Below are 23,855 nucleotides of genomic sequence, written 5' to 3' on the forward strand. Positions count from 1 at the left end.
ATGCGTGTGCCGGGAGGGCAGGGTCCGGCGAACCGGCGCCGGGCGTCAGCCGTTGCGCGGTCCGGGGAAGGCCGTCGTCCTGGCCTCGTCGCGGAGCGTCGGGCTGCCCGCGGTCGGCTGGGTCGGCATCGAACGGGCCGCCGGGACCATCGGCACCGTGGGGAGAGCGGAGTCCGCGCTGATCGTGCGGGTGCCCGACGGCTCCGTCGAGCGTTCGGCGTCCGCGGCGGCCTGGGCCGCGGCGCGGCGGGCGCCGTAACGGCGGTGGACCGCCTGCTTGGTGACACCGAGCGCGGAGCCCACCGCGTCCCAGGAGAATCCGAGTGAGCGGTCGAAGTCCACGGCGGCCGTGACCAGGGTTTCGACGCTGTCCCGGAGTTCCTGGGCGAGCCGGACGGTCGGGGCGGGGGCGCGTCCGTAGACGACGAAGCCCGTGGAGGGGCCGGAGCGGCGTGGGCGGTAGACGTTGCCCAGCTGGGCGGTGAGCGTGCGCAGCGCGTCCACCTGCCGGCGGACCCGCTCGATGTCCCGCACCAGCAAGTGCAGGCTGGCCCGGGCCTGGGCGTCGTGGGTTGCGTGGTCGGCCATGAACAAGCCTCTCGAACCGGCGTTGAAAGGAATTGGGCCGCGACGGCGGCCCGATGTGGTCAACTCTGTCTTGACCAACGCGTGTGCGCTCCGCTGGTAACGGGGTGGGGGCGTGTGGGCTCGGCCGTACGCCGTGCCGCCCCCCGCGCACCACCCGTCTCCGGCCGCCGGGAGGCCCGGGTCCGCCGTGCGGGCCGGGAGCCGCCGGCGGCTTTCCGTGCGCGGCTCGGGCACGGCATAGACTTGTGCGTTGCCCGTCGATCACCGTCCGAGAGGCCCGTCGCCACCCATGAAGCTCGTCTTCGCCGGTACACCCGAGGTCGCCGTTCCCGCCCTGGACGCTCTTCTCGCCTCCGGGCGGCACGAGGTGGCCGCCGTCGTCACGCGCCCCGACGCGCCGGCCGGACGGGGACGCCGGCTGGTCGCCTCCCCCGTGGCCGAACGCGCTGCGGAGGCCGGGATCGAGGCGCTGAAGCCGGGCCGGCCGCGGGACCCGGAGTTCCTGGAGCGGCTCAGGCAGATCGCGCCCGACTGCTGCCCCGTCGTCGCCTACGGCGCCCTGCTGCCCAGGGCGGCCCTCGACATTCCCGCGCACGGCTGGGTCAACCTGCACTTCTCGCTGCTGCCCGCCTGGCGCGGGGCGGCCCCCGTGCAGCACGCCGTCATGGCGGGGGACGAGATCACCGGAGCCTCCACCTTCCTCATCGAGGAGGGGCTGGACTCGGGCCCGGTCTACGGGACGGTCACCGAGGAGGTCCGGCCCACCGACACCAGCGGTGACCTGCTCACCCGGCTGGCGTTCGCGGGCGCCGGACTGCTGGCGGCCACCATGGACGGCATCGAGGACGGCACGCTGAAGGCCGTACCGCAGCCCGCCGAGGGGATCACCGTCGCCCCCAAGATCACCGTCGAGGACGCGCAGGTCGACTGGGCGGCCCCCGCCCTCCGCGTGGACCGGGTCGTGCGCGGCTGCACCCCGGCGCCCGGCGCGTGGACCACGTTCCGCGGCGAGCGGCTCAAGCTCATCCAGGTCGCGCCCGTGCCGGAGCGGACGGATCTCGCCCCGGGGCGGCTGGCGGTCGGCAAGAACAGCGTGCACGCCGGCACCGGTTCGTACGCCGTCGAGCTGCTGTGGGTGCAGGCCCAGGGCAAGAAGCCGATGCGCGCGGCGGACTGGGCGCGCGGCGTGCGCATCGCGGACGCGGAGGTGCTGGGCGGCTGAGGCGCCCGGCCCGTCCGCGCGGGTGCCGGCCGGACGTAGGCTGGACACCGCACCCCATCCCACACCCGGAGCACCTTTTTCGTGAGCGACCAGCCCAGTCGGCCCCGTAAGCCCGCCAAGCCCGCCAAGCCCCACCGCCGGCCCAAGAAGGACCCGGTCCGCATCCTCGCTTTCGAGGCGCTGCGTGCCGTGGACGAGCGGGACGCGTACGCCAACCTGGTGCTGCCGCCGCTGCTGCGCAAGGCGCGGGAGAAGGGCGACTTCGACGCCCGGGACGCGGCACTGGCCACAGAGCTGGTGTACGGGACGCTGCGCCGGCAGGGAACGTACGACGCCGTCATCGCCGCCTGTGTCGACCGGCCGCTCAGGGAGGTCGACCCGCCCGTCCTCGACGTGCTCGGCCTCGGCGCGCACCAGCTGCTCGGGACGCGGATCCCGACGCACGCCGCCGTGTCCGCCTCCGTCGAGCTGGCCCGGGTCGTCCTCGGCGACGGACGGGCGAAGTTCGTCAACGCGGTGCTGCGGAAGGTGGCGCAGGACGACCTCGACGGCTGGCTCGCCAGGATCGCGCCGCCCTACGACGAGGACCCCGAGGACCACCTCGCCGTCGTGCACTCCCACCCCCGCTGGGTGGTCTCCGCGCTGTGGGACTCGCTCGGCGGCGGGCGCGCCGGGATCGAGGACCTGCTGGCGGCCGACAACGAGCGGCCCGAGGTCACCCTGGTCGCCCGGCCCGGGAGGGCCACCACCGAGGAGCTGCTCCGCGAGGAGGCCGCCGTGCCCGGCCGCTGGTCGCCCTACGCCGTGCGGCTCACCGAGGGCGGGGAACCGGGTGCCGTCGAGGCGGTGCGGGAGGGCCGGGCCGGGGTGCAGGACGAGGGCAGCCAGCTCGTCGCCCTCGCGCTGGCGAACGCGCCGCTGGAGGGGCCGGACGAGAGGTGGCTCGACGCATGCGCCGGGCCCGGCGGCAAGGCCGCGCTGCTCGGCGCGCTCGCCGCCGGACGCGGCGCGACGCTGCTCGCCTCCGAGAAGCAGCCGCACCGCGCCGGACTGGTGGCCAGGGCGCTGGCCGGCAACCCCGGGCCGTACCAGGTGATCGCCGCCGACGGGACCCGGCCGCCGTGGCGGCCCGGCAGCTTCGACCGGGTACTGGTGGACGTGCCGTGCACCGGCCTCGGTGCCCTGCGCCGGCGGCCCGAGGCCCGCTGGCGGCGCCGCCCGGCGGACCTGGAGAGCTTCGCGCCGCTGCAACGCGCCCTGCTGCGCGGCGCGCTGGACGCGGTGCGCACCGGCGGCGTCGTCGGCTACGCCACCTGCTCGCCGCACCTGGCCGAGACCCGGGCCGTCGTCGAGGACGTGCTCAAGCAGTACCCGGACACCGAGCTCCTCGACGCCCGCCCCCTCCTGCCGGGCGTCCCGTCACTCGGCGAGGGCCCCGACATCCAGCTGTGGCCGCATCTGCACGGCACCGACGCGATGTACCTGGCCCTCATCCGCCGGACCGGCTGACCCGCGCGGCCGCCGCTGCGGGGTCGTGCTGGGTCGCGGGGCCGGCCGGCACGTTCCCCCGACGGTGCGGCCGGCGGCCCTTGCCGCCGGGCTGTTCGGCACGTGCGTCGTCGCAAGTGGCTGACGCGTTCACCGGTGGGCCCGGTCGGCCCGGTCGGCCCGGTCGGTCGGCGGCCGCGGTTCGCCCGGGCCGGATCTGGTGCGAGCAACCGTGCCGCGGCGAGCGCCGCCGCGGCCGGTCTCAGGGCCGGGACCAGCCGTTTCGAGTGCCGGCCGGACTGGTCCGGGAGACCGGGGCGGCCCCCCGGGGGCCGCCCCGGTCTCCCGGCGGGCGTTCCAGGTCCGTACCGGCGCGAACAACCGTGCAGGAACATGGCAGGCTTGGTGCATGGCCGTGCAGATCAACCCCAGCATCCTGTCCGCCGACTTCGCCCGCCTCGCGGACGAGGCCAGGGCGGTCCAGGGAGCCGACTGGCTCCACGTCGACGTCATGGACAACCATTTCGTCCCGAACCTCACGCTCGGCGTGCCGGTCGTGGAGTCCCTGGCCCGCGCGACGGACACGCCGCTGGACTGCCATCTGATGATCGCGGACGCGGACCGCTGGGCGCCGCAGTACGTGGAAGCGGGAGCCTCCTCCGTCACCTTCCACGTCGAGGCGGCCGCCGCGCCGGTCCGGCTCGCCCGCGAGATCCGGGCCAAGGGCGCCCGTGCCTCCATGGCGCTCAAGCCCGCGACGCCCATCGAGCCGTACGAGGACCTGCTGCCCGAACTCGACATGCTGCTGATCATGACCGTCGAGCCGGGCTTCGGCGGTCAGGCGTTCCTGGACATCATGCTTCCCAAGATCCGCCGCACCCGCGAGCTGATCGACAAGCACGGACTGGAGCTGTGGCTGCAGGTGGACGGGGGCGTCTCGGCCTCGACGATCGAGCGGTGCGCGGACGCCGGAGCGGACGTCTTCGTGGCCGGTTCGGCCGTCTACGGGGCCAAGGACCCCGCAGAAGCGGTACGTGCACTACGCACCCAGGCGGAGGTGGCGACCGCCAAGGCGTCCTGGGCCTGCGACCACTAGACGGCCCCTGGGCCACAGCTACGTGAACGGCGCCCCTCAGGGCATGTCAAGCCCGCCGAATCTGCGAGGATGAACGGCGAATCCAGAGTGTGAACAGCAGTGAGGAGAACGCCGTGTCGGGTATGTCGGCGGGCCGGTCAGCCATGCGGATGGGACCCGCTGAGCTGGTGCAGGCGGCGGCCATGGCCCGCCGCTTCTACCTCGAGGGCAAGTCCAAGATCCAGATCGCGGAGGAGTTCGGCGTCAGCCGCTTCAAGGTGGCCCGGGTACTGGAGACCGCCCTCGAACGGGATCTCGTACGCATCGAGATCCGAGTCCCGGCCGAACTGGACGCCGAGCGCTCCGACGCGCTCCGCGCCCGCTACGGCCTCAGGCACGCCGTCGTCGTCGAGTCCCCGGCCGAGGCCGAGGAGACCCCCGACCCCGAGAACCTGGGGGAGGTGGCCGCCGACCTGCTTGGTGAGCTCGTCGACGAGGGGGATGTCCTCGGGCTGGCCTGGGGCCGCTCCACCATCCACATGGCAGCGGCGCTCGACCGGCTGCCGCCCTGCACGGTGGTGCAGCTGACGGGCGTGTACGACGCCGGGACCGCCGAGCGCGGCTCCGTCGAGGCGGTCCGCCGCGCCGCCCAGGTCTCGGGCGGCGACGCGCACCCCATCTACGCGCCGATGCTGCTGCCGGACGCGGCCACCGCGGCGGCGCTGCGCCACCAGACCGGGATCGCCCGCGCCTTCGAGTACTTCGACAAGGTCACGGTCGCCTGCGTCTCCATCGGCTCCTGGGAGCCGGGCATCTCGACGGTGCACGACATGCTCAGCGACGAGGAGCGGGCCCACTACGCCTCGCTCGGTGTCGCCGCCGAGATGTCCGCGCACCTCTTCGACGCCGAGGGCCGCCGCGTCGGCCGGGACCTGGGGGAGCGGTGCATCACGGTCAAGGCCGACCAGCTCCGCCGGATCCCCGAGGTCGTGGCGATCGCGGGCGGGCAGCGCAAGGCGGCGGCGATCGACGCGGTGCTGCGCTCGGGGCTCGTCACCAGCCTGGTGACGGACACCTCCGCGGCGGACTACCTGATGACCGCGGGCCCGGCACCGAAGTCCGCCCTCAACCGGGCCGATCCCGACGGATCCTGAGAGCGGCGATCGCCATCGCACGGGCGGTGCCGGGATGACGGAACGCGTGGTCACGCCCGTCGCCGCCCGGTCACGGACGCAGCGGGTCGCACCGCCGCGTCCGTGACCGGGACCGCCCGGCCGGGCCGCAACGTCACTGATCCGAAGTCGCCGTCCCGGAGGCGTGGAAGGTCAGATTCGAGAAGGACCGCCCCTGGATCACCGGACCGTACTGCGTGCCCCCGGTGATGCTGTTGTGCACCGCACCCGTTTCCCCGTCCTCCGCCGACGGGGTGAGTTCCTGCAGAAGGCGGCGGAGTTCGTCGGCCGCGGCGGGATCCTGCCGCAGCAGACGGCGCAGCCGGAGCCGGACCATCGCCGTCACGTCGGAGACCAGGTCCTCCTCGTCGGGGGTTCCGGCCGCCGCTGCCAGGGCGTCGCGGGACTCGTCCAGGTCCCTGCCCACCGCGGCCGCTTCCTCGGCGCGGGCGAAGAGCCGTACCAGCCGCTGCTTCACCTGCTCCCATGCGTCGGTGGCCATGAGGCCGACCATCGTAGTCGCCCCGGTTCCCACGAGTGCCGCCAGTTCCGCTTCCACAGCGTTCCTTCCGTAAAAAGGCCAAGGGACCCGTGCTTGTTCGATAACGTCGGCGCGCCGGTGTGATCATCTGCCGGGTACGCGTACTCAGAAAGGTGCAAGGTGAGCATTCCCCCTCTTAACGGCACGGACGCCGACCTGATCGAGCTGTACCGCTGGATGTGGTGACCCCGCCATAGGCCGTCGTCGGCTCCTGGAAACCCGCTCAGGAGCCGGTCGACTCGTGTCCCGCCAGCAACTGGAGCAGTCGCTCCGCCTCCGCGTCGGCGCCGAGGCCTCTGTACAGGGCGACGGCCTGCTCACCGTACCGATGGGCCTGCGAACTGCCTCGGGGGCGCAGGAGGGCCGTGCGTGCGAGGCCCGCGAGCGCCTGGGCGGAGCCCAGGGGGAATTCGGCGCCCCGGGCCACCCCGAGCGCCTCCTCGTAGCCCCGGAACGCGATGTCGAGCCGCCCCGCCTCCCGCTGGACGTCCGCCGCGCCGATCAGTGCGCGCAGCCTCTCGTACGGATTGCCGATGCTGGTGGCGACCTGTTCCGCCATGGTGAGGTGCAGCAGCGCCTCGCCCCTGCACCCTGATTGGGCGTGAGCCATGCCGAGCCTGATCAGGGCGTCGGCCTCGCCCAGGATGTCGCCACTGCTCCGGTGGGCGGCAAGGGCTCTTCGGTAGCAGTCCAGCGCGTGGTCCGTGCGGCCTGTCGCCTGGTGCACCGCGCCGAGGTTGGTGGCCAGGGTGGCGAGGTCCTGGGGGCCGCCGTGCTCCCGCATCAGGGCCGCGGAGCGTTCGTAGCAGTCGCGTGCGTCGTCGTAGCGCCCCTGCAGACACGCCAGCTCGCCACGGTTGTTCAAGGCCTGGGCCAGCCCGTACGGGTCGGGCAGCGCCGCGTAGATGCCCTCCATGAGCTGGACCCGGCCGAGGGCCTCCTCGTACCTCCCCGCGTAATACAGCACCGCTCCCTGCACGTTCAGGCAGTCGGCTTCTCCGGACCGGTCGCCGACCTCGCGGTACAGCGCCAGCGACTGTTCCAGCGCACGCTCCGCCGCTCCGCCCTGGCCGGCCGCCAGATGGGCGCGGCCCGACTGCAGGAGGGCGTCGGCCCGGCCACCCGTATCGTCCAGGGCCTGGCAGATCGACAGGGCCTCGGTCGCGCACCGCAGGGCCTCTGCGTGATCGCGCTGTGCCAGCAGGTCCGCGCGGGCCGTCAGGGTACGGGCCAGCGTGGACCGGTCGCCGGACGCACGGAGGGCGAGGAGGCCGGCGTCGAAGACCTCGTCCGCGACGTCCCACGTCCCCCACAGCTTGAGGGATCTCGCCAGGACGGCCGGGAACAGGGCGGCATGGTCCGGATGGCGGGCTGCCGCCGTACGGGCGGCGGCCAGGAGGTTGGCGCGTTCCACGGTGAGCCACACCGAAGCCTCGTCCGCGTCGGAGAACTCCGGCGCGTAGGGGGACTGCTGCTCCGGGCGGAGGGGAATCGGCCGACGGTGCGGATGGGCCGCACGGTCGGCCCGGTGGGCGGCGGTGAGGTGATGGGCGAGGAGGCGGCCGACCGCTTCGTGTGCGGCCGGGTGCCGGCCGGCCGGCTCTTCGGTCCGCAGGCCGAAGGCGCGGGTCAGGTCGTGCAGCCGGTAACGTCCGCGTACCGGCTCCTCCAGGAGACTGGCGTCCAGCAGCTCCTCGACGCACCTCTCCAGCAGTCCCGGCTCGCCTTCGAAGTCCGGGCCGGCCAGTGCGGCCGTCGCTCCGAGGGCGATGTCGGGTCCGGGGTGCAGCGCGAGACGCCGCAGCAGTCGTCGCGCGGGGCCGCCGAGCCCGGCGTACGAGAAGTGGAAGGCCGCGGCGATCCGGCCGTCGAACTCGTCGAGCGGGCCGGCCGCGTCCGCCAGCTGGTCGAGGAGGTCCTGGAGGACCCATGACTCCCGGTGGCGGAAACGGCTCGCCAGGAGTTGCAGGGCGAGGGGATGGCACCCGCACACGTCCACGAGCCGCTCGAGTGCTTCGGGCTCGGCCGCTGTCCTCGACGCCCCGGCTATCCGGGTGAAGAGAGCGGCCGCCTCCGCGCCGGACAGGGCGTCGACGCGCAGCGACGCGGCACCGTCGAGCCCGGCCAGCCGGCTCCGGGTGGTCACGATGGCCCGGCAGGCGGGTGTGCCGGGCAGCAAGGGGGTGACCTGCGCGGCGTCCCTGGCGTTGTCGAGCACCACGAGCGCGCGGTGCCGCGCGGTCCACTCCCGCCATCTGGCCGCCCTCTCGTCCGGCGTGGGCGGCAGCTCGCCGGACCAGCCGGCCGAGTGGAGCAGGAGGGCGAGGGCCTCGGCCGGGTCCAGCGGCTGCTCACTGCTGTAGCCGCGCAGGTCGATGTAGAACTGGCCGTCCGGATAGGCGGCGCACAGACGGTGTGCGGCGTGCACGGCCAGTGCCGTCTTGCCGATGCCGGGCATGCCGTGCACGACGGTGACGGGCAGCGCGCTCGCGGGGGCGTCCCCGGGCGCCGGAGCCGAGGCCAGCAGGATGCGCAGTTCGCCGGTGCGTCCGGTGAAGTCGCGGGTGTCCCGGGGCAGGCAGTTGCGGGCCTCGGCGGCGGGCGCCCCGGCGGCGGCCGCGGTCTGGGTGCGCATGAGGGTGCGGTCCTGTTCGAGCATGCGGAGATGGAGTTCCTGGAGTTCTGCGCCGGGCTCGATGCCCTGACTCTCGTGCAGCTTCTCGCGCGTGTCCCGGTAGACGGCGAGGGCTTCGTCGTGCCGCCCCGAGCGGTACAGGGTCAGCATCAGTGCGCCGACCACCTTCTGGGCGAAGGGGTTCTGCGACGCGAGCTCCTGGAGTTCGCCGACGAGGTCGGCGTGCCGTCCCAACTCCATTTCCAGGCCGATGCGTTCCTCGCGGACCCGGCGATGGTCCTCGGTCAGCCGGGCACGCGCCGACAGCGCCCACTCGTTGCCGGTGAACTCGCTCAACGGTTCGCCGCGCCACAGCGATTCGGCGGTCCGCAACAATCCGACGGCGAGCTCGCGTTCCCCTCGTGCGGTCGCGGCCGCCGCGTCCTTCCGCAACCGCTGGAACCGCAGCAGATCGATGTCCTCCGGGTCGGCTCGCAGCTGGTACAGCCGTGGCGCGGGCCGGTCCACCCGGGCGAGTTCTTCGCCCACCGACCGCCGTAATCGTCCCCGCAGCCGGGAGAGGTAGCTGTGCAGTGTGCCCAGGGCCGTCGGCGGTGGCTCCCCGTTCCAGACCCGGTCCGTCAGCGTGTCCAGCGGGACCGGTTCACAGCGGGCGTGGATCAGCACCGTCAGTATCCGGCGCTCTTGCAGGGACCCGAGTTCGTACTGCTGCCCGCCGTGCCAGAGCTCAAGAGGCCCCAGAGCGAGAAGTTCCACCCTTACCCCCGATGGGTGTGTCTGGTTCCTACCACTTTCGGGATTTCCGTAGCCGTACAGGTGTGCGGAACTCAATCCACTGTTCTGGGACATCCCGGGATCGGGACAGAGGCGCACCGAAGCGCGAGGGGCGCACAGACCGGTGGTTCACGGGAGTGCAGGATTCCTGCAAGTCCCTCATCCAGTCCCCGGGGCACGCCATCGTCGACGGCCGCTCATGAGCGCGGCCGAGAGGGCCTTGGAAGAGAACCGGGGGACGACGACTATGAGCGTGACAGTGCCGGAGCCGCACTGGAGGCACGTGCCGGTGCGGCCGGACGTCGAGCGCTGGGCCACTCGCCGGACTCGCAGGCGAGTCCTGGCCGTGGTGCACACCGTGATCGCCGGGCAGCGGCTGCTCGACACGATACGGCTGCTGGACGGCGACATCAGGGTGCAGATCTTCTTCACCCAGGCACCCGACGTGTTCGGCAACGGGGTGGCCGAGTTCCTGGACCGGCTGGGCGGCCTGGTGATGCCGTGGAGCCAGGCGGTCCACACGCACTTCGACCTCGCTCTGGCCGCGAGCCACGGCAGCGTGCACGAACTGCACAGCCCCGTGATCGTGCTCCCGCACGGGGCCGGCCACAACAAGCTCACCCCGGCCGGGCGGCCCGGCCGGCCGGTGGCGCAGCGGGGCGTGTACGGCCTCAGCAGGCAGCGGTTGGTGCGGGACGGCGCGGTGGTGCCCGAAGCGATCGTGCTGGCCCACCACGAGGAGCTGACCAGACTGGGCCGGGAATGCCCCGAGGCCCTGCCGGTGGCCGAGGTGGTGGGCGACCCGTGCTTCGACCGCATCACGGCCAGCCTCCCCCTCCGGGCGTTGTACCGGGACGCCCTGGGCGTCAGGGCCGGGCAGCGGCTGGTGCTCGTCTGCTCCACCTGGGGACCCGACTCGCTCCTGGGACAGGGGTGGGAGATCCTGGAGCGGCTGGTCGGGGAACTGCCCCGGGACGAGTTCCGCATCGCCGCACTCCTGCATCCCCATGTCTGGAACGCTCACGGCGCCTGGCAGGTCCGGTCCTGGCTCGCCGGACTGGGGCGGTCGGGCCTGACCCTGGTCAGTCCGTGCGGAGACTGGACGGGGACGGTCGTCGCCGCCGACTACATCGTGGGAGACCATGGTTCGGTCACCCTCTACGGCGCGATGACCGGCGTACCCGTCCTCATGGCGGGCCGGTCCGACGCAGACGTCGATCCGGGCTCGCCGCTCGCCGAACTCATGTCCTTCGCACCCCGTCTGCACGGGGACCGCGCGCTGAGCCCGCAGCTCAAGCGGAGCTCGGCGGCCTGCCGTGCGCACCGGTACGCGCGGGTGGCGTCACGCATCTCCTCGGAACCCGGGCGGTTCTCCCGCAAGATGCGCGCGCTGCTCTACCGCAAGCTCCGGCTGCGGGCCCCCGCCGTCCGGACGACGACGGAACCGGCACGGCTCCCGGTCCTGGTCCGGTACGACGAACCCGGCAGCGTGGGCGCGCCATGGTGACGCTCGTGGCCGTGGTGTCGGCGATGTCGTGCGGCACGAGGCGACATGACCCGGCACGCAGAGTCCGCACCGTACTGCGGGGTCCGGCCCGCGGGGCGGTGACCGTGGACGAGCACGTCCGGGTCAGGCTTCCCGCGCGGGGATGTCCGGCCCTGCTCGGCGATGTGCTGATCGAGCACGGCACAGGAGCGCCGAGGGCCGCCGAGACGGCGAGTTCCCATCCGGGAGCCCTGGTGGTGGCGGTGCACCACGGCTCCCGCTGCTGGCTCCGGTTCAGTCCGGACGGGACCGTGCTCGAACTCGAGGCCCGGACCGCGCCCCCGGAAGACTCCGACGACATGTGGGCGGCCCTCGCCTCGCTGGCCCATTCCTGGCTGGTGGCCGGGCTGCCCGCCGCGGAGTTCGCCTCGGCGTCGCCCTACGTCCTGCGGACTCAGCTCTCGGACCCGCCGCTCTCCAGCCGCTCGAGCCGACCGCGCGCGGATTCCGCTTCCTGTGATCGGGACCGGCCCGCGCAGGCGTAGAGCTCCAGTGCCTCCCGGTACCGGTCACGGGCGGCGTGCGTCTCGCCGCGCCGCTCGGCGACCTCGGCCAGACCACCGACGGCGCGCGCCATCTCATAGCGCGCCGTCATCCCGCGCAGGGTCGCCAGGGCTGACGACAGCTGTTCGTCCGCCTGATCGAGCCGGTCCAGGGCCAGGGACGCGCGGCCCAGGAGGAGACTCGCGCGCGCGGTGTTGTACGGGTCTCCCTCCTGGCGAAGCGTGCTGTGCGCGGCACCGGCGTGGTGGAGCGCCGACTCGGCGTGCCCGGTGGCGAGAGCCACATCGGCGAGATTCAGCCGGGCCAGTGCCCCGGCCCGTCGGTCGCCGTGCTCAGGCAGCTCCTCCGCGGCGCGGCGGAACTGCTCCGCGGCCTCCCGCAGCCGTCCGAGCCGCTGCAGGGCGAGCCCCCGGTAGTTCAGCGTGCGGGCATGCCCGAGCCGGTCTCCGGCGTCCAGGAAGCACCGCGCCGCGCGTTCGAACATGTCCAGGGCGCGGTCATGGTCCCCCGATCCGAGCCGTCCCACTCCGCCGGAGGTGAGCATCCGGCACTGGGCCGCCGTGTCGCCCAGGTCCTGCGCTGCCGCGAGTCCCTCCTCATGGGCGGCGTGCCAGTCGTCGTAGAACTTGCGCCTGAGGAACAGGGGCCACAGCGAGTCGGCCAGCTGCCAGGCGACGGTCGGGAAGCCCGCAGTGCGAGCCTGGCGGAGCACCGCCATCAGCACGGGCAGTTCCCGCTCCAGCCAGTCCAGGGCTGCCGGGGGATCGCTGCCGACATCCGCGGTGACGACCGGGCCTGCGCCGTAGTCCCTGGCCATGGTGCGGTGCTGGGGGTCGATGATCTCCTCGGCCCGCGTGGCGCTCGCCAGGTAGTGGTCGGCGATGCGGCGCAGCGCCTTCGCCCGCTCCAGCGGTGGGTCGCACTCCCGCGCCTTCGTGAGGGCGTGCAGGCGCACGAGATCGTGGAGGCGATGGCGTTCGTCTCCGGCGTCGAGGAGCAGGCTCGCGTCGTGCAGCACCTCCAGTGACGCCACCGTGTCCCCTTCGGTTCCGTCGTCGCCGCACAGCGCCGCCGCCACCGCGCTGCCGAACTCGGTGCCGGGGTGCAGCCCCAGCAACCGGTAGAGCCGGGCAGCGGCAGACGGGAGCGCCCGGTACGACAGGTCCAGTGCCGCTCGCACATCGTGGTCGCCGTCGATCGCCAGCGCCTCCAGCCGGTCGCGCTCCTTCGTGAGGGCGCGCACCATCATGGTGATACGGCGCTCCGGCCGCGCCGCCAGCCGCGCTCCGGCGACCCGGACGGCCAGCGGCAGTCCGGCACACAGCTCGACGAGCGTGCGCGCGGCTTCGGGCTGGGCCGCCACCCGGTCGTCGGACAGGGTGTCCGCCAGCAGCTCCACCGCCGCCTCGGGAGCGAGCGGCTCCACATGGACGGGGAAGCAGCCGTCGACGGTCAGCCCCGGCAGTCGGCTGCGGCTGGTCACCGCCGTGACGTTGCCACCCGCAGGAAGCAGGGGCCGTACCTGGGCCGCGGTCGCGGCGTCGTCCAGCAGCACCACCAGTCGCCGGTCGGCGGTGAGGGACCGGTACAGCGCCGTCCGTTCGGCGAGCGTCGCGGGAACCTGCTGCGCCGGCAGCCCCAGGGCCCGCAGGAAGCGCCCGAGTACCTCCTCCGGGTGGGCCGGTCCGCCGGGGGACTGGGCGCCGAGGTCCGCGTACAGCTGGCCACCCGGAAAATGGGGGCGCAGTGTGTGCAGCCAGGTCAACGCGAGGGTGGTCTTGCCGACTCCCCCCAGACCGCTCACCGCGGCCAGCGTGGGCCGAGCCTCCCGGGTGGTGCGGGACCGGTGCCGTTCGAGTGCCGACAGTTCCCGGGACCGGTCGACCATGCGCACGGAGGGCGGAAACTGCCAGGGCGTCTGTCTGACGGCGTTGGCGTCGGAGTCGATGCGGATGCCGCCGTAGACCGCGCCCGCCTGGATGCTCGCGCCGTGCACCGTGCCGCTCAACTCGTTGCTCGACCCGCACTCGTGACTCCGCACTTGTGGCCCCCCAGCGGCGCGTGCGTACCGATTCCCTGGGGGGATCATTTCCGTACGCGTGATCGGTATCCATGTGGGCGGCAAGTGATGCGCGGTGCTGTCGCACCGGCGCTTGTAGCTTCCTCCCAGCGACCCTCTGACCAGCCTGGACGTTCTGTCGGGGGATGACACGGCGGGCCTCGTGGGACAATGAGGTACGTGCTCTTTCCCCCTGGCTGACCTGTCCGGGGGCCACCTCTGATCGACTGGGATGTGCAGCACGTGCGTTTCCTCAATGACATCCGGCCCGCGTACGACCTGACGTACGACGACGTGTTCATGGTGCCGAACCGCTCCGCGGTGGGCTCGCGTCAGGCCGTGGACCTCGGAGCCCCGGACGGCACGGGCACCACCATCCCGCTCGTCGTCGCCAACATGACCGCGATCGCCGGCCGCCGCATGGCCGAGACGGTCGCCCGCCGCGGCGGCCTGGTCGTCGTCCCGCAGGACATCCCGATCGACGTCGTCACCGACGTCATCTCCTGGGTGAAGAGCCGCCACCTGGTCCTCGACACCCCGATCGTGCTGGCCCCGCACCAGACCGTCGCCGACGCGCTGTCCCTGCTGCCCAAGCGCGCGCACAACGCGGGCGTCGTCGTCGACGACGGCCACCGGCCCATCGGCGTCGTCACCGACCGGGACCTGGCCGGCGTCGACCGCTTCACCCAGCTCGAAGTGGTCATGTCCAAGGACCTGCTGCTGCTCGACGCCGACATCGACCCGCGCGAGGCCTTCAACCGGCTCGACGGGGCCAACCGCCGCTACGCCCCGGCGGTCGACAAGGACGGCAGGCTGGCCGGCATCCTCACCCGCAAGGGCGCCCTGCGCGCGACCCTGTACACCCCCGCGACCGACGCGCGGGGCAGGCTGCGCGTGGCCGCCGCCGTCGGCATCAACGGCGACGTGGCGGGCAAGGCCGAGCAGCTGCTGGACGCGGGCGTGGACACGCTCGTCATCGACACCGCGCACGGCCACCAGGAGTCGATGATCAGCGCGATCAAGGTGGTCCGCGACCTCGGCCCGCAGGTGCCGATCGTGGCCGGCAACATCGTGGCCGCCGAGGGTGTGCGTGACCTCGTCGAGGCGGGCGCCGACATCGTCAAGGTCGGCGTCGGCCCCGGTGCCATGTGCACCACGCGCATGATGACCGGCGTGGGCCGGCCGCAGTTCTCCGCCGTCCTGGAGTGCGCGGCCGAGGCGAGGAAGTACGGCAAGCACGTCTGGGCCGACGGCGGTGTCCGGCACCCGCGCGACGTGGCGATGGCCCTGGCGGCCGGCGCGTCCAACGTGATGATCGGCTCGTGGTTCGCGGGCACCTACGAGTCGCCGGGCGACCTTCAGCACGACGCGAACGGCCGCCCGTACAAGGAGTCGTTCGGCATGGCCTCCGCACGCGCGGTGCGCAACCGCACCTCCGAGGAGTCGGCGTACGACCGCGCCCGCAAGGCCCTGTTCGAGGAGGGCATCTCCACCTCCCGCATGTTCCTCGACCCGGCCCGGCCGGGCGTCGAGGACCTGATCGACTCGGTCATCGCCGGGGTCCGCTCCGCCTGCACCTACGCCGGTGCCGCCTGTCTGGAGGAGTTCGCCGAGAACGCGGTCGTCGGCATCCAGAGCGCCGCCGGCTACGCCGAGGGCAAGCCGCTGCACGCCAGCTGGAGCTGACCGCCGGCTCCCTTCCGCGCGGTCCCCGTGCAACGGCCGACAGCCCGTGCGCAACGAATGGGCACCCCGCCGCGATGAACGCAAAGATCTTGCGGGCATGCGCAAGGTCGCTGCATTACGCCCGTGAAGGGCCGACTCATAGGGTGCTCACCTGTACGTGGTGTGGCGGGGACCCCGCTCGGCGGGTCCCTGCCCACGCAGGGATGCCGCCGGTCCCCGCCCCCTGACCGGCAGCGATGAAGGAGCCCACGCGTGCTCGACCAAGGCGCACCCCCGCACGACAGCAGAGCCACCGCCCCCGCGTCCCCGGGCGCCGTCGCTCGCCTGCTGCGTCGCAAGCCCGTGGAACGCCTGGTCGCGGAGGGTGGACAGGGCGAGGGAGGCAGCCTCAGGCGCTCCCTCGGACTGTGGCAGCTGACCATGATCAGCATCGGTGCCACCCTCGGCACCGGCATCTTCGTCGTCCTCGGCGAGGCCGTGCCGAAGGCCGGTCCGGCCGTCACGCTGTCCTTCGTGATCGCCGGGATCACGGCGCTCTTCTCGGCCCTGTCCTACGCCGAGCTGGCGGGCACCATCCCGGTCTCCGGCTCCTCGTACTCGTACGCATACGCAACGATGGGCGAGCTGATCGCCTGGGTCTGCGGCTGGTGCCTGGTCCTGGAGTACGGCGTGTCGGTCGCCGCCGTGGCCGTCGGCTGGGGCGAGTACCTCAACGAACTGCTCGCCGGCACCATCGGCGTCACCGTCCCGGACGCCCTGTCGGCCCCGCCCGGCGACGGCGGCGTCTTCAACCTGCCCGCGCTGATCGTCGTGCTCCTCGCCATGGCGTTCCTGATCGGCGGCGCCAAGGAGTCCGCCCGCGCCAACACCGTCATGGTGTGCGTGAAGATCGCCGCGCTGGTGCTGTTCTGCGCCATCGGCGTCCAGGGCTTCCGCTCGGGCAACTACGCGAACTTCATGCCGCTGGGCATGACCGGCGTGAGCGCGGCCGGCGCCACGCTGTTCTTCTCGTACATCGGCTTCGACGCCGCCTCCACCGCCGGTGAGGAGGCGAAGGACGCGCAGCGCGACCTGCCGCGCGCCATCATGCTCTCCCTCGGCATCGTGACCGCCCTGTACGTGCTGGTCGCGGCCGTGGCCGTCGGCGCGAAGCCGTGGCGGCGGTTCGACGACTCCGAGGCCGCGCTCGCCCAGATCATGCGCGAGGTGACCGGGCAGACCTTCTGGGGCACCCTGCTCGCCGCCTGCGCGGTCATCGCCATCGCGAGCGTCGTGCTGACCGTGCTGTACGGCCAGACCCGCATCCTCTTCGCGATGTCCCGGGACGGCCTCGTGCCCAAGGTCTTCGCCAAGGTCCACCCGAAGACCGGCGCGCCCCGCGCCAACACGGTGATCGTCTCCCTGTTCTGCGGTGTCCTCGCCGCCGCCGTTCCACTCGGACAGCTGGCCGACGCCACCAGCATCGGGACGCTGTTCGCCTTCGCGCTGGTCAACATCGCCGTCGTGGTGCTGCGCCGGACCCGTCCGCAGATGCCCCGCACCTTCCGGGTGCCGCTGTCGCCGGCGCTGCCGGTGCTGGGCCTCGTCCTGTGCGTGTGGATGATGGGCAGCCTGTCGGCCGTCACCTGGGTGGTCTTCGGAGTCTGGATGGCGGTCGGGCTCGTGTTCTACTTCGGGTACGGCTACCGCCGGTCCCGGCTCGCACCCCCCGCATCATCCGAGAAGTGATCGACCCACTGTGCTGAACGAACTCGACGAACGCATCGTGCACGCCCTCGCCGAGGACGCCCGCCGCTCCTACGCGGACATCGGGCAGATGGTCGGCCTGTCCGCGCCCGCCGTGAAGCGGCGCGTGGACCGGCTGCGCGCCACCGGAGCCATCACCGGGTTCACCGTCCGGGTGGACCCGGCGGCGCTCGGCTGGGAGACCGAGGGGTTCATCGAGATCTACTGCAGGCGCAACACCTCGCCGGAGACGATCCAGCGGGGACTTGAGCGCTACCAGGAGGTCGTCGCCGCGTCCACCGTCACCGGGGACGCGGACGCGATCGTCCAGGTCTTCGCCTCCGACATGCGCCACTTCGAGCGGGTGCTGGAGCGCATCGCGGGCGAGCCGTTCGTGGAACGGACCAAGTCCGTACTGGTGCTGTCGCCGCTGCTGAGGCGCTTCTCGTCGGGATCCCCGACCTGACCCGGGCGCGCCCCGCCGCGAGCGACCCGGTCGGCCCCGGCGGCCGGGGGCGCGTTCGGACGGGGCGGGCTCGCGCGGTGTTCTTCCGCCTTGTGGCCGCACCGGGCGTCGTGGCTTGAGCGGTTCTGTCGCGGACGAGCCCTCGCGTCGACACCGCGGGTGCCCGGGTCCGGCCGTGGGCGGCGTCGGCGGGGCCGGGGCGGAGCTCTCGGGTGTTCCTCCGCCTTGCGGCGCGCCGTGGCCGAGCCGACCACCTGAGCCGGACGAGCCCTCCCGTCGACCTGGTGCGCCCGGCGTGCCCCGGCGAGCCGGGCCGCCCCGGCGTCGGCACGCGCAACGAATCGCCGTCCGGGCCGTCATGCGCGCAACGAACCGCTCACCGGCGCGCAACGGCTTCTTCTTGTCCGGCCGAGTCCGCCGACCGTACCGTCTAACCGACCCCAGAACCCCCTTACGCCCCGGTGAGGACCACGCATGCGCACCGCCCTGCTCCAGAGCTCCGGCCGCCCCGGCCTGACCGCCGAGAACCTCGAGGTCCTCGACGAGGCCGCGGGCCGTGCCGCCGCCGCGGGGGCCGCGCTGCTGGCCGCGCCGGAGATGTTCCTCACCGGGTACGCGATCGGCGACGCCGTCGGCCGCCTCGCCGAGCCCGCCGACGGTGACTCCGCCGGTGCGGTCGCCGCGATCGCCACCCGGCACGGCCTGGCGATCGCCTACGGCTACCCCGAGCGGGACGGCGACACGGTCCACAACTCCGCCCAGCTGATCTCCGCCGACGGCACCCGGCTCGCGAACTACCGCAAGACCCACCTCTTCGGGTGCGCCGAGCGCGACCACTTCACCCCGGGCGAGCAGTCGCTCGTCCAGGCCCGGCTGGGCGGCCTGACCGTCGGCATCATGATCTGCTACGACGTCGAGTTCCCGGAGAACGCGCGCGCCCACGCCCTGGCCGGCACGGATCTGCTCGTCGTGCCGACGGCGAACATGCACCCGTTCCAGTTCGTCGCCGAGTCCATGGTGCCGGTGCGTGCCTGGGAGAACCAGATGTACGTCGCGTACGTCAACCGGGTCGGCGCGGAGGGCGAGTTCGAGTTCTTCGGGCTCTCCGCCCTCGCCGGCCCCGACGGCATCGCCCGCACCCGCGCCGGCCGCGGCGAGGAACTGGTGGTCGCCGACGTCGACCCCGCCTTCCTGGCCGCCTCCCGCAAGGCGAACCCGTACCTGGCGGACCGGCGCCCCGGTCTGTACGGGTCACTCGTCTGAGCCGCCGGAAAAGCTCCCCCACCCGTTCCACCTCGCGCAAGGAGTCCGTACCCCATGACGTCCACCGTGCCCAACGCCGTCGAGCACGCAGACGAGCAGCAGCCGCCGATCACCATGTTCGGCCCGGACTTCCCCTACGCCTACGACGAGTTCCTGGCCCACCCGGCGGGCCTCGGCCAGATCCCGGCGACCGAACACGGCACCGAGGTGGCGGTCATCGGCGGCGGCCTGTCCGGCATCGTGGCCGCCTACGAGCTGATGAAGATGGGCCTCAAGCCCGTCGTCCACGAGGCCGACCGGCTCGGCGGCCGGCTGCGGACGGTCGGCTTCGAGGGCTGCGACCCGTCGCTGACCGCGGAGATGGGCGCGATGCGCTTCCCGCCGTCCTCCACCGCCCTCCAGCACTACATCGACCTGGTCGGGCTCGAGACCCGCCCCTTCCCCAACCCGCTCGCGGAGGCGACGCCCTCGACCGTCGTCGACCTCAAGGGCGAGTCGCACTACGCCGAGACGATCGACGACCTGCCGCAGGTCTACCGCGACGTCGCCGCCGCCTGGGGCAAGTGCCTCGAGGAGGGCGCCGACTTCTCCGACATGAACCGGGCCCTGCGCGAGCGGGACGTTCCGCGCATCCGCGAGATCTGGGCGAAGCTCGTCGCGAAGCTCGACAACCAGACCTTCTACGGATTCCTCTGCGACTCCGAGGCCTTCAAGTCCTTCCGCCACCGTGAGATCTTCGGCCAGGTCGGCTTCGGCACCGGCGGCTGGGACACCGACTTCCCCAACTCCATCCTGGAGATCCTGCGCGTCGTCTACACCGAGGCCGACGACCACCACCGCGGCATCGTCGGCGGCTCCCAGCAGCTGCCGCTGCGGCTGTGGGAGCGCGAGCCGGAGAAGATCGTCCACTGGCCGTACGGCACCTCGCTCAAGTCCCTGCACGCGAACGGCGAGCCGCGGCCGGCCGTGATCCGGCTGCACCGCACCGCGGGCAACCGGATCACCGTGACGGACGCGGGCGGCGACATCCGCACGTACCGGGCGGCCGTCTTCACCGCCCAGTCCTGGATGCTGCTGTCGAAGATCGCGTGCGACGACTCGCTCTTCCCGATCGACCACTGGACGGCGATCGAGCGCACCCACTACATGGAGAGCTCCAAGCTCTTCGTCCCGGTCGACCGGCCGTTCTGGCTGGACAAGGACGAGCAGACCGGCCGGGACGTCATGTCGATGACGCTCACCGACCGCATGACCCGCGGCACCTACCTCCTCGACGAAGGCCCGGACAAGCCCGCCGTGATCTGCCTCTCCTACACGTGGTGCGACGACAGCCTGAAGTGGCTGCCGCTGTCCGCGAGCGAGCGGATGGAGGTCATGCTGAAGTCGCTCGGCGAGATCTACCCGAAGGTCGACATCAGGAAGCACATCATCGGCAATCCGGTGACCGTCTCCTGGGAGAACGAGCCCTACTTCATGGGCGCGTTCAAGGCCAACCTGCCGGGTCACTACCGCTACCAGCGGCGCCTGTTCACCCACTTCATGCAGGACCGGCTGCCCGAGGACAAGCGGGGCATCTTCCTCGCCGGGGACGACATCTCCTGGACGGCCGGCTGGGCCGAGGGCGCCGTCCAGACCGCGCTGAACGCGGTCTGGGGCGTCATGCACCACCTCGGCGGCGCCACCGACCCGGGCAACCCCGGTCCCGGCGACGTCTACGACGAGATCGCGCCCGTCGAACTCCCCGAGGACTGACCGGCGGTCACACCCCGGCCGCGCGCGCCTTCGCATAGACCTCCGCGGCGACGTCCTCGAGTTCCCGGGCGTCCCGCGGAGTGGTCTGCAGGTCGATCAGGATCTCCTCCAGGCCGAGCGCGGCGTACCCGTGGAGGTCCTCGACGATCTGGTCGGCGCTGCCCTGGAACGGGCGGCGGTCGTCGCCGTCGTACGGCTCGGGCGTGTGCACCGCGTTGACCCTGAGGACCGTCCGGATCGGCTCCTCGCGGCCGCGCTCCGCCGCCAGATCCCGCAGTTCGTCCCACTGGTCGGCGGTACGCCTGACGCCCGTCGCCAGCGGCAGCCAGCCGTCGGCGTGGTCGACCAGGCGGCGCTGCGCCTTCCGGTTGGCCGCGGCCAGCAGGATCGGGATCGGCCGGGCGGGCTTGGGGCCGACCACGGCCGAGGCGATCTTCGTGAGGTCGCCCGCGCAGCAGACCGGGTCCGGGCCCCAGACCGCCCGGCACACCTCGATCACCTCGTCCAGTACCCGGCCGCGCTCCTCGAAGGGCCGGACACCGGAGGCCGCGTACTCGTCCAGGGACCAGCCGGAGCCCAGGCCGGCGACGACCCTGCCGCCGCTCGCCGCGTCCAAGGAGGCCAGGGTCCTGGCCAGCTGGAAGGGCATGCGCAGCGGCGCGACCAGCACGCTCGTGCCCAGCAGGACCCGCTCGGTGGCCGCCGCCGCGAGGGTGAGGGTGACCAGCGGATCGGCCACGTGCCGGTAGGAGTCGGGCCAGGGCAGGCCGGGGACGTTGTAAAGGCCCTGGGTGGCGGGCTCGGCGAACAGTGCCCGTTCGTACACCCACAGGCTGTCGTACCCGATGTGCTCGGCGGCGCGTGCCACGTCGGGCACGTCCCTGCCGAGGTCGTACTGCCGGTTCTGCGGAAGGCCGAGGCCGAGCCGGGTAACCATGTGCCGTGTGACTCCTTCCGACCCGTGTCAGTCCGCGAGGGGCGTGAGCAGCATGCGGCCCGCGAAGCCGACGGCCGCGTCCAGACGGTCGGTGAACTCCTCGGCCAGGTCGTCGAACCGGCGCAGCGCCCACAGCGCCCGCGCGGCCGACCAGGTGGCGTCCCGGGCGCGCTCCAGGCTCCAGGAGCCCACCAGATGGGTGAGCGGGTCGGCGATCTGGAGCAGGTCGGGACCAGGCATCAGGTCCTCGCGGATGCGCTCCTCCAGCGTCACGAGGAGCTCGCCCACGCGGTCGAACTCGTCCTCCAGTTCGGCCGGTTCGCAGCCGAGGGCACGACAGGCGTCCACGACGGCGAGCGCCAGGTCGTGCCCGACGTGCGCGTTGATGCCGGCGAGGGCGAACTGCAGCGGCCGTACGCCGGGGTGGCGGCGGAGCTGGAACAGCGGCCGCCAGCAGGCCGGCGGACGGCGGTCGTCGGCCACCGCGTCGACCGCGTCGAGATACCGCTCGGCGAACCGCACGTCCAGGGCGGTCGCGGCCCGTGCGTCCGTGAACGCCCCGGCGTGCAGGCGCCGCTCCACCTCCTCGGTGACGGCCAGGTAGACGCGGTTGAACACCGCGACCCCGTCGCGCGCGGGCAGGTCCTCGTCCAGCGCGCGCATACGGGAGACGACGGTCTCGACGGAGGGAGTGAGGTCTTTCAACGGCGCCATGGGGGAAGGGTCCCAGCCCCGGGCCGACAAGGGTGCCGACGGGCCGGGCGCTTCCCCGGAACGGGGGAACGCCGGCGCGTCCGGGGGGAGTCCCCTCGGCCACGCGTACCGCGCCGCCGGTGCCGACCCTCATCCAGCACCGCATCACCGCCCCCGCCTGCCGCCGCGCAGGGCCTCGGGGCTCGCGCAGGCCGGGGCTCGTCACCCCTCCGACTCGGTGCGGGCCCCTTCCTCGTCGTAGGACGACGTGCCCTCGTCCAGCAGCGGTTCCTGCGGCTTCAGATGCGCGGGGGCGAGGGCGCGCAGGGCGTGGTAGCCGGTGATGGTGACCAGCGTGCCGAGGGCGATGCCGCTGAGCGAGAAGGTGTCGGTGAACTTCATCGTCACGTTGCCGACACCGATGATGATGCCCGCGGCGGCCGGGACGAGGTTGAGCGGATTGCGCAGGTCGACCCCGGCGTTGGTCCAGATCTGGGCGCCCAGCAGGCCGATCATGCCGTACAGGATGACGGTGATGCCGCCGAGCACACCGCCCGGAACGGCGGCGACCACCGCGCCGAACTTCGGGCACACGCCGAAGAGCACCGCGAAGCCGGCGGCGGCCCAGTACGCGGCCGTCGAGTACACGCGGGTCGCGGCCATCACACCGATGTTCTCGGAGTAGGTGGTGTTGGGCGGGCCGCCCACGGCGGTGGACAGCATCGACGCGACGCCGTCGGCCGAGATCGCCGTACCCAGCTTGTCGTCCAGCCGGTGGCCGGTCATCTCGCCGACCGCCTTGACGTGCCCGGCGTTCTCCGCGACCAGGGCGATGACGACCGGCAGGGCGACGAGGACCGCCGACCACTGGAAGGAGGGCCCGTGGAAGGACGGCAGCCCGATCCAGTCGGCCTTCCCGACACCCGAGAGGTCCAGGCGCCAGTGGTCGGTGACCTTGCCGCTCGCGTCCACCGAGTGGATCCTGCCGAAGATCCGGTCGCAGGCCCAGGACAGGCCGTACCCGAAGACCAGGCCCAGGAAGATCGCCACGCGGGACCAGAAGCCGCGCAGACCGACGACGGCCAGACCGGTGAAGAGCATCACCAGCAGGGCGGTCCACTGGTCCTGCGGCCAGTAGGTGGAGGCGGTCACCGGGGCGAGATTGAAGCCGATCAGCATGACGACCGCGCCGGTGACGACCGGCGGCATCGCGGCGTGGATGATCCGCGCCCCGAAGCGCTGCACCGCGAGCCCCGCCAGGAAGAGCACCGCGCCCACGACGAAGACCGCGCCGGTCACGGTCGCGCTCGTGCCCCCCTGCGCCCGGATCACCGCGGCCACGCCCACGAAGGACAGCGAGCAGCCGAGGTAGCTCGGGACCCGGCCGCGCGTGGCGAGCAGGAAGATCACGGTCGCCACGCCGGACATCATGATCGCCAGGTTGGGGTCGAGGCCCATCAGAACGGGGGCGACGAAGGACGCCCCGAACATCGCGACCACGTGCTGGGCGCCTAGGCCCACCGTGCGGGGCCAGGACAGCCGTTCGTCGGGGCGTACCACCGCTCCGGGCAGGGGCGTGCGCCCGTCACCGTGCAGCTTCCAGCGGACGCCGAGGTCCATGGTGATGCTTCGCTTTCCTAGTGCGTGAAGTCGTTCCGGACCATTGTCACGGGTGGCCGGCGCTGCCACGCCCCGCGGCCCTCCTCGTGACCCTGCGTCCACATCCGGT

18 protein-coding genes are annotated in these 23,855 nt (G+C 72.7%); 11 read left to right on the plus strand and 7 right to left on the minus strand.

The genetic code is table 11. The features are described 5' to 3' along the window. Positions 1–45: 45 nt before the first annotated feature. The gene (locus ABZX30_RS09410) at positions 46–588 is read right to left on the minus strand and encodes a hypothetical protein (RefSeq protein ID WP_355930883.1); all 543 of its coding nucleotides are present in this window, start codon (positions 586–588) and stop codon (positions 46–48) included. A 289-nt stretch (positions 589–877) separates the two neighbouring features. On the opposite strand from ABZX30_RS09410, the gene fmt reads away from it, so the two are divergent. The 4 genes from fmt to ABZX30_RS09430 all read left to right on the plus strand — a co-directional run bounded on the left by fmt (position 878) and on the right by ABZX30_RS09430 (position 5,527). Beyond that, a complete protein-coding gene (gene fmt, locus ABZX30_RS09415; RefSeq protein ID WP_355930885.1) occupies positions 878–1,810 on the plus strand; it encodes a methionyl-tRNA formyltransferase in 933 nt (310 codons plus the stop codon). An 81-nt stretch (positions 1,811–1,891) separates the two neighbouring features. Continuing rightward, positions 1,892–3,319 carry a transcription antitermination factor NusB gene (locus ABZX30_RS09420; protein ID WP_355930887.1) on the plus strand — a complete coding sequence of 476 codons (1,428 nt, stop codon included), beginning with the start codon at positions 1,892–1,894 and terminating at the stop codon, positions 3,317–3,319. A 388-nt stretch (positions 3,320–3,707) separates the two neighbouring features. Then, the gene (rpe, locus tag ABZX30_RS09425) at positions 3,708–4,394 is read left to right on the plus strand and encodes a ribulose-phosphate 3-epimerase (RefSeq protein ID WP_355930890.1); all 687 of its coding nucleotides are present in this window, start codon (positions 3,708–3,710) and stop codon (positions 4,392–4,394) included. An 89-nt stretch (positions 4,395–4,483) separates the two neighbouring features. After that, positions 4,484–5,527, plus strand: a complete 1,044-nt coding sequence (locus ABZX30_RS09430; RefSeq protein ID WP_355930892.1) for a sugar-binding domain-containing protein — start codon at positions 4,484–4,486, stop codon at positions 5,525–5,527. 133 nt (positions 5,528–5,660) lie between these two features. Here the strand turns inward: ABZX30_RS09430 and ABZX30_RS09435 are convergent, their stop codons facing one another. Further along, complete coding sequence (locus tag ABZX30_RS09435) at positions 5,661–6,047, minus strand: hypothetical protein (protein ID WP_355930895.1); 387 nt, start codon at positions 6,045–6,047, stop codon at positions 5,661–5,663. A gap of 262 nt (positions 6,048–6,309) precedes the next feature. Continuing rightward, on the minus strand, positions 6,310–9,477 hold the full coding sequence (locus ABZX30_RS09440; protein WP_355930898.1) for a BTAD domain-containing putative transcriptional regulator: 3,168 nt from the start codon (positions 9,475–9,477) through the stop codon (positions 6,310–6,312). 265 nt (positions 9,478–9,742) lie between these two features. Between ABZX30_RS09440 and ABZX30_RS09445 the strand changes: the two genes are divergently transcribed. Continuing rightward, entirely contained in the window at positions 9,743–11,002 is a 1,260-nt protein-coding gene (locus ABZX30_RS09445; protein WP_355930901.1) for a hypothetical protein, read from the plus strand. After that, entirely contained in the window at positions 10,996–11,526 is a 531-nt protein-coding gene (locus ABZX30_RS09450) for a hypothetical protein (RefSeq protein ID WP_355930903.1), read from the plus strand. Before ABZX30_RS09445 ends, ABZX30_RS09450 begins: the two co-directional genes overlap by 7 nt. On the opposite strand, the gene ABZX30_RS09455 is transcribed toward ABZX30_RS09450, so the two are convergent. Then, positions 11,436–13,586, minus strand: coding sequence for a tetratricopeptide repeat protein (locus ABZX30_RS09455; RefSeq protein ID WP_355930904.1), 2,151 nt, complete (start codon positions 13,584–13,586; stop codon positions 11,436–11,438). The two genes, ABZX30_RS09450 and ABZX30_RS09455, sit on opposite strands and share 91 nt — an antisense overlap. Positions 13,587–13,847: 261 nt before the next feature. On the opposite strand from ABZX30_RS09455, the gene ABZX30_RS09460 reads away from it, so the two are divergent. From ABZX30_RS09460 to ABZX30_RS09480, 5 genes are all read left to right on the plus strand, one after another. Beyond that, complete coding sequence (locus tag ABZX30_RS09460; protein ID WP_355930907.1) at positions 13,848–15,290, plus strand: GuaB1 family IMP dehydrogenase-related protein; 1,443 nt, start codon at positions 13,848–13,850, stop codon at positions 15,288–15,290. Between the two features lie 252 nt (positions 15,291–15,542). Further along, entirely contained in the window at positions 15,543–17,018 is a 1,476-nt protein-coding gene (locus ABZX30_RS09465; RefSeq protein WP_355930908.1) for an amino acid permease, read from the plus strand. Positions 17,019–17,028: 10 nt separating this feature from the next. Beyond that, positions 17,029–17,481 (plus strand): Lrp/AsnC family transcriptional regulator, encoded by a 453-nt coding sequence (locus ABZX30_RS09470; RefSeq protein WP_355930910.1) that lies wholly within the window; start codon positions 17,029–17,031, stop codon positions 17,479–17,481. Positions 17,482–17,955: 474 nt separating this feature from the next. Beyond that, positions 17,956–18,744 carry a carbon-nitrogen hydrolase family protein gene (locus ABZX30_RS09475; protein ID WP_355930912.1) on the plus strand — a complete coding sequence of 263 codons (789 nt, stop codon included), beginning with the start codon at positions 17,956–17,958 and terminating at the stop codon, positions 18,742–18,744. Between the two features lie 54 nt (positions 18,745–18,798). Beyond that, positions 18,799–20,496, plus strand: a complete 1,698-nt coding sequence (locus ABZX30_RS09480; protein WP_355930914.1) for an NAD(P)/FAD-dependent oxidoreductase — start codon at positions 18,799–18,801, stop codon at positions 20,494–20,496. A gap of 7 nt (positions 20,497–20,503) precedes the next feature. Here ABZX30_RS09480 and ABZX30_RS09485 read toward each other — a convergent pair whose 3' ends face one another. The 3 genes from ABZX30_RS09485 to ABZX30_RS09495 form a co-directional block, all read right to left on the minus strand. Beyond that, positions 20,504–21,433, minus strand: coding sequence for an LLM class F420-dependent oxidoreductase (locus ABZX30_RS09485; protein WP_355930916.1), 930 nt, complete (start codon positions 21,431–21,433; stop codon positions 20,504–20,506). 27 nt (positions 21,434–21,460) lie between these two features. Further along, positions 21,461–22,147, minus strand: coding sequence for a DUF5995 family protein (locus tag ABZX30_RS09490; RefSeq protein ID WP_355930918.1), 687 nt, complete (start codon positions 22,145–22,147; stop codon positions 21,461–21,463). Positions 22,148–22,348: 201 nt separating this feature from the next. After that, positions 22,349–23,746, minus strand: a complete 1,398-nt coding sequence (locus tag ABZX30_RS09495; RefSeq protein ID WP_355930921.1) for a solute carrier family 23 protein — start codon at positions 23,744–23,746, stop codon at positions 22,349–22,351. Between the last annotated feature and the right edge of the window lie 109 nt (positions 23,747–23,855).

Origin of the sequence: Streptomyces sp. NPDC004542, assembly GCF_040610035.1 — a bacterium.
In the GTDB taxonomy this organism is placed as follows: domain Bacteria; phylum Actinomycetota; class Actinomycetes; order Streptomycetales; family Streptomycetaceae; genus Streptomyces.

Bases quoted from the DNA above. Each gene is read 5' to 3' on its own strand.
- ABZX30_RS09435 (WP_355930895.1), bottom strand. From the start codon at position 6,047: ATGGCCACCGACGCATGGGAGCAGGTGAAGCAGCGGCTGGTACGGCTC.
- rpe (WP_355930890.1), top strand. From the start codon at position 3,708: ATGGCCGTGCAGATCAACCCCAGCATCCTGTCCGCCGACTTCGCCCGC.
- ABZX30_RS09490 (WP_355930918.1), bottom strand. From the start codon at position 22,147: ATGGCGCCGTTGAAAGACCTCACTCCCTCCGTCGAGACCGTCGTCTCC.
- ABZX30_RS09475 (WP_355930912.1), top strand. From the start codon at position 17,956: ATGCGCACCGCCCTGCTCCAGAGCTCCGGCCGCCCCGGCCTGACCGCC.
- ABZX30_RS09410 (WP_355930883.1), bottom strand. From the start codon at position 588: ATGGCCGACCACGCAACCCACGACGCCCAGGCCCGGGCCAGCCTGCAC.
- ABZX30_RS09495 (WP_355930921.1), bottom strand. From the start codon at position 23,746: ATGGACCTCGGCGTCCGCTGGAAGCTGCACGGTGACGGGCGCACGCCC.
- fmt (WP_355930885.1), top strand. From the start codon at position 878: ATGAAGCTCGTCTTCGCCGGTACACCCGAGGTCGCCGTTCCCGCCCTG.
- ABZX30_RS09480 (WP_355930914.1), top strand. From the start codon at position 18,799: ATGACGTCCACCGTGCCCAACGCCGTCGAGCACGCAGACGAGCAGCAG.
- ABZX30_RS09445 (WP_355930901.1), top strand. From the start codon at position 9,743: ATGAGCGTGACAGTGCCGGAGCCGCACTGGAGGCACGTGCCGGTGCGG.
- ABZX30_RS09450 (WP_355930903.1), top strand. From the start codon at position 10,996: ATGGTGACGCTCGTGGCCGTGGTGTCGGCGATGTCGTGCGGCACGAGG.
- ABZX30_RS09485 (WP_355930916.1), bottom strand. From the start codon at position 21,433: ATGGTTACCCGGCTCGGCCTCGGCCTTCCGCAGAACCGGCAGTACGAC.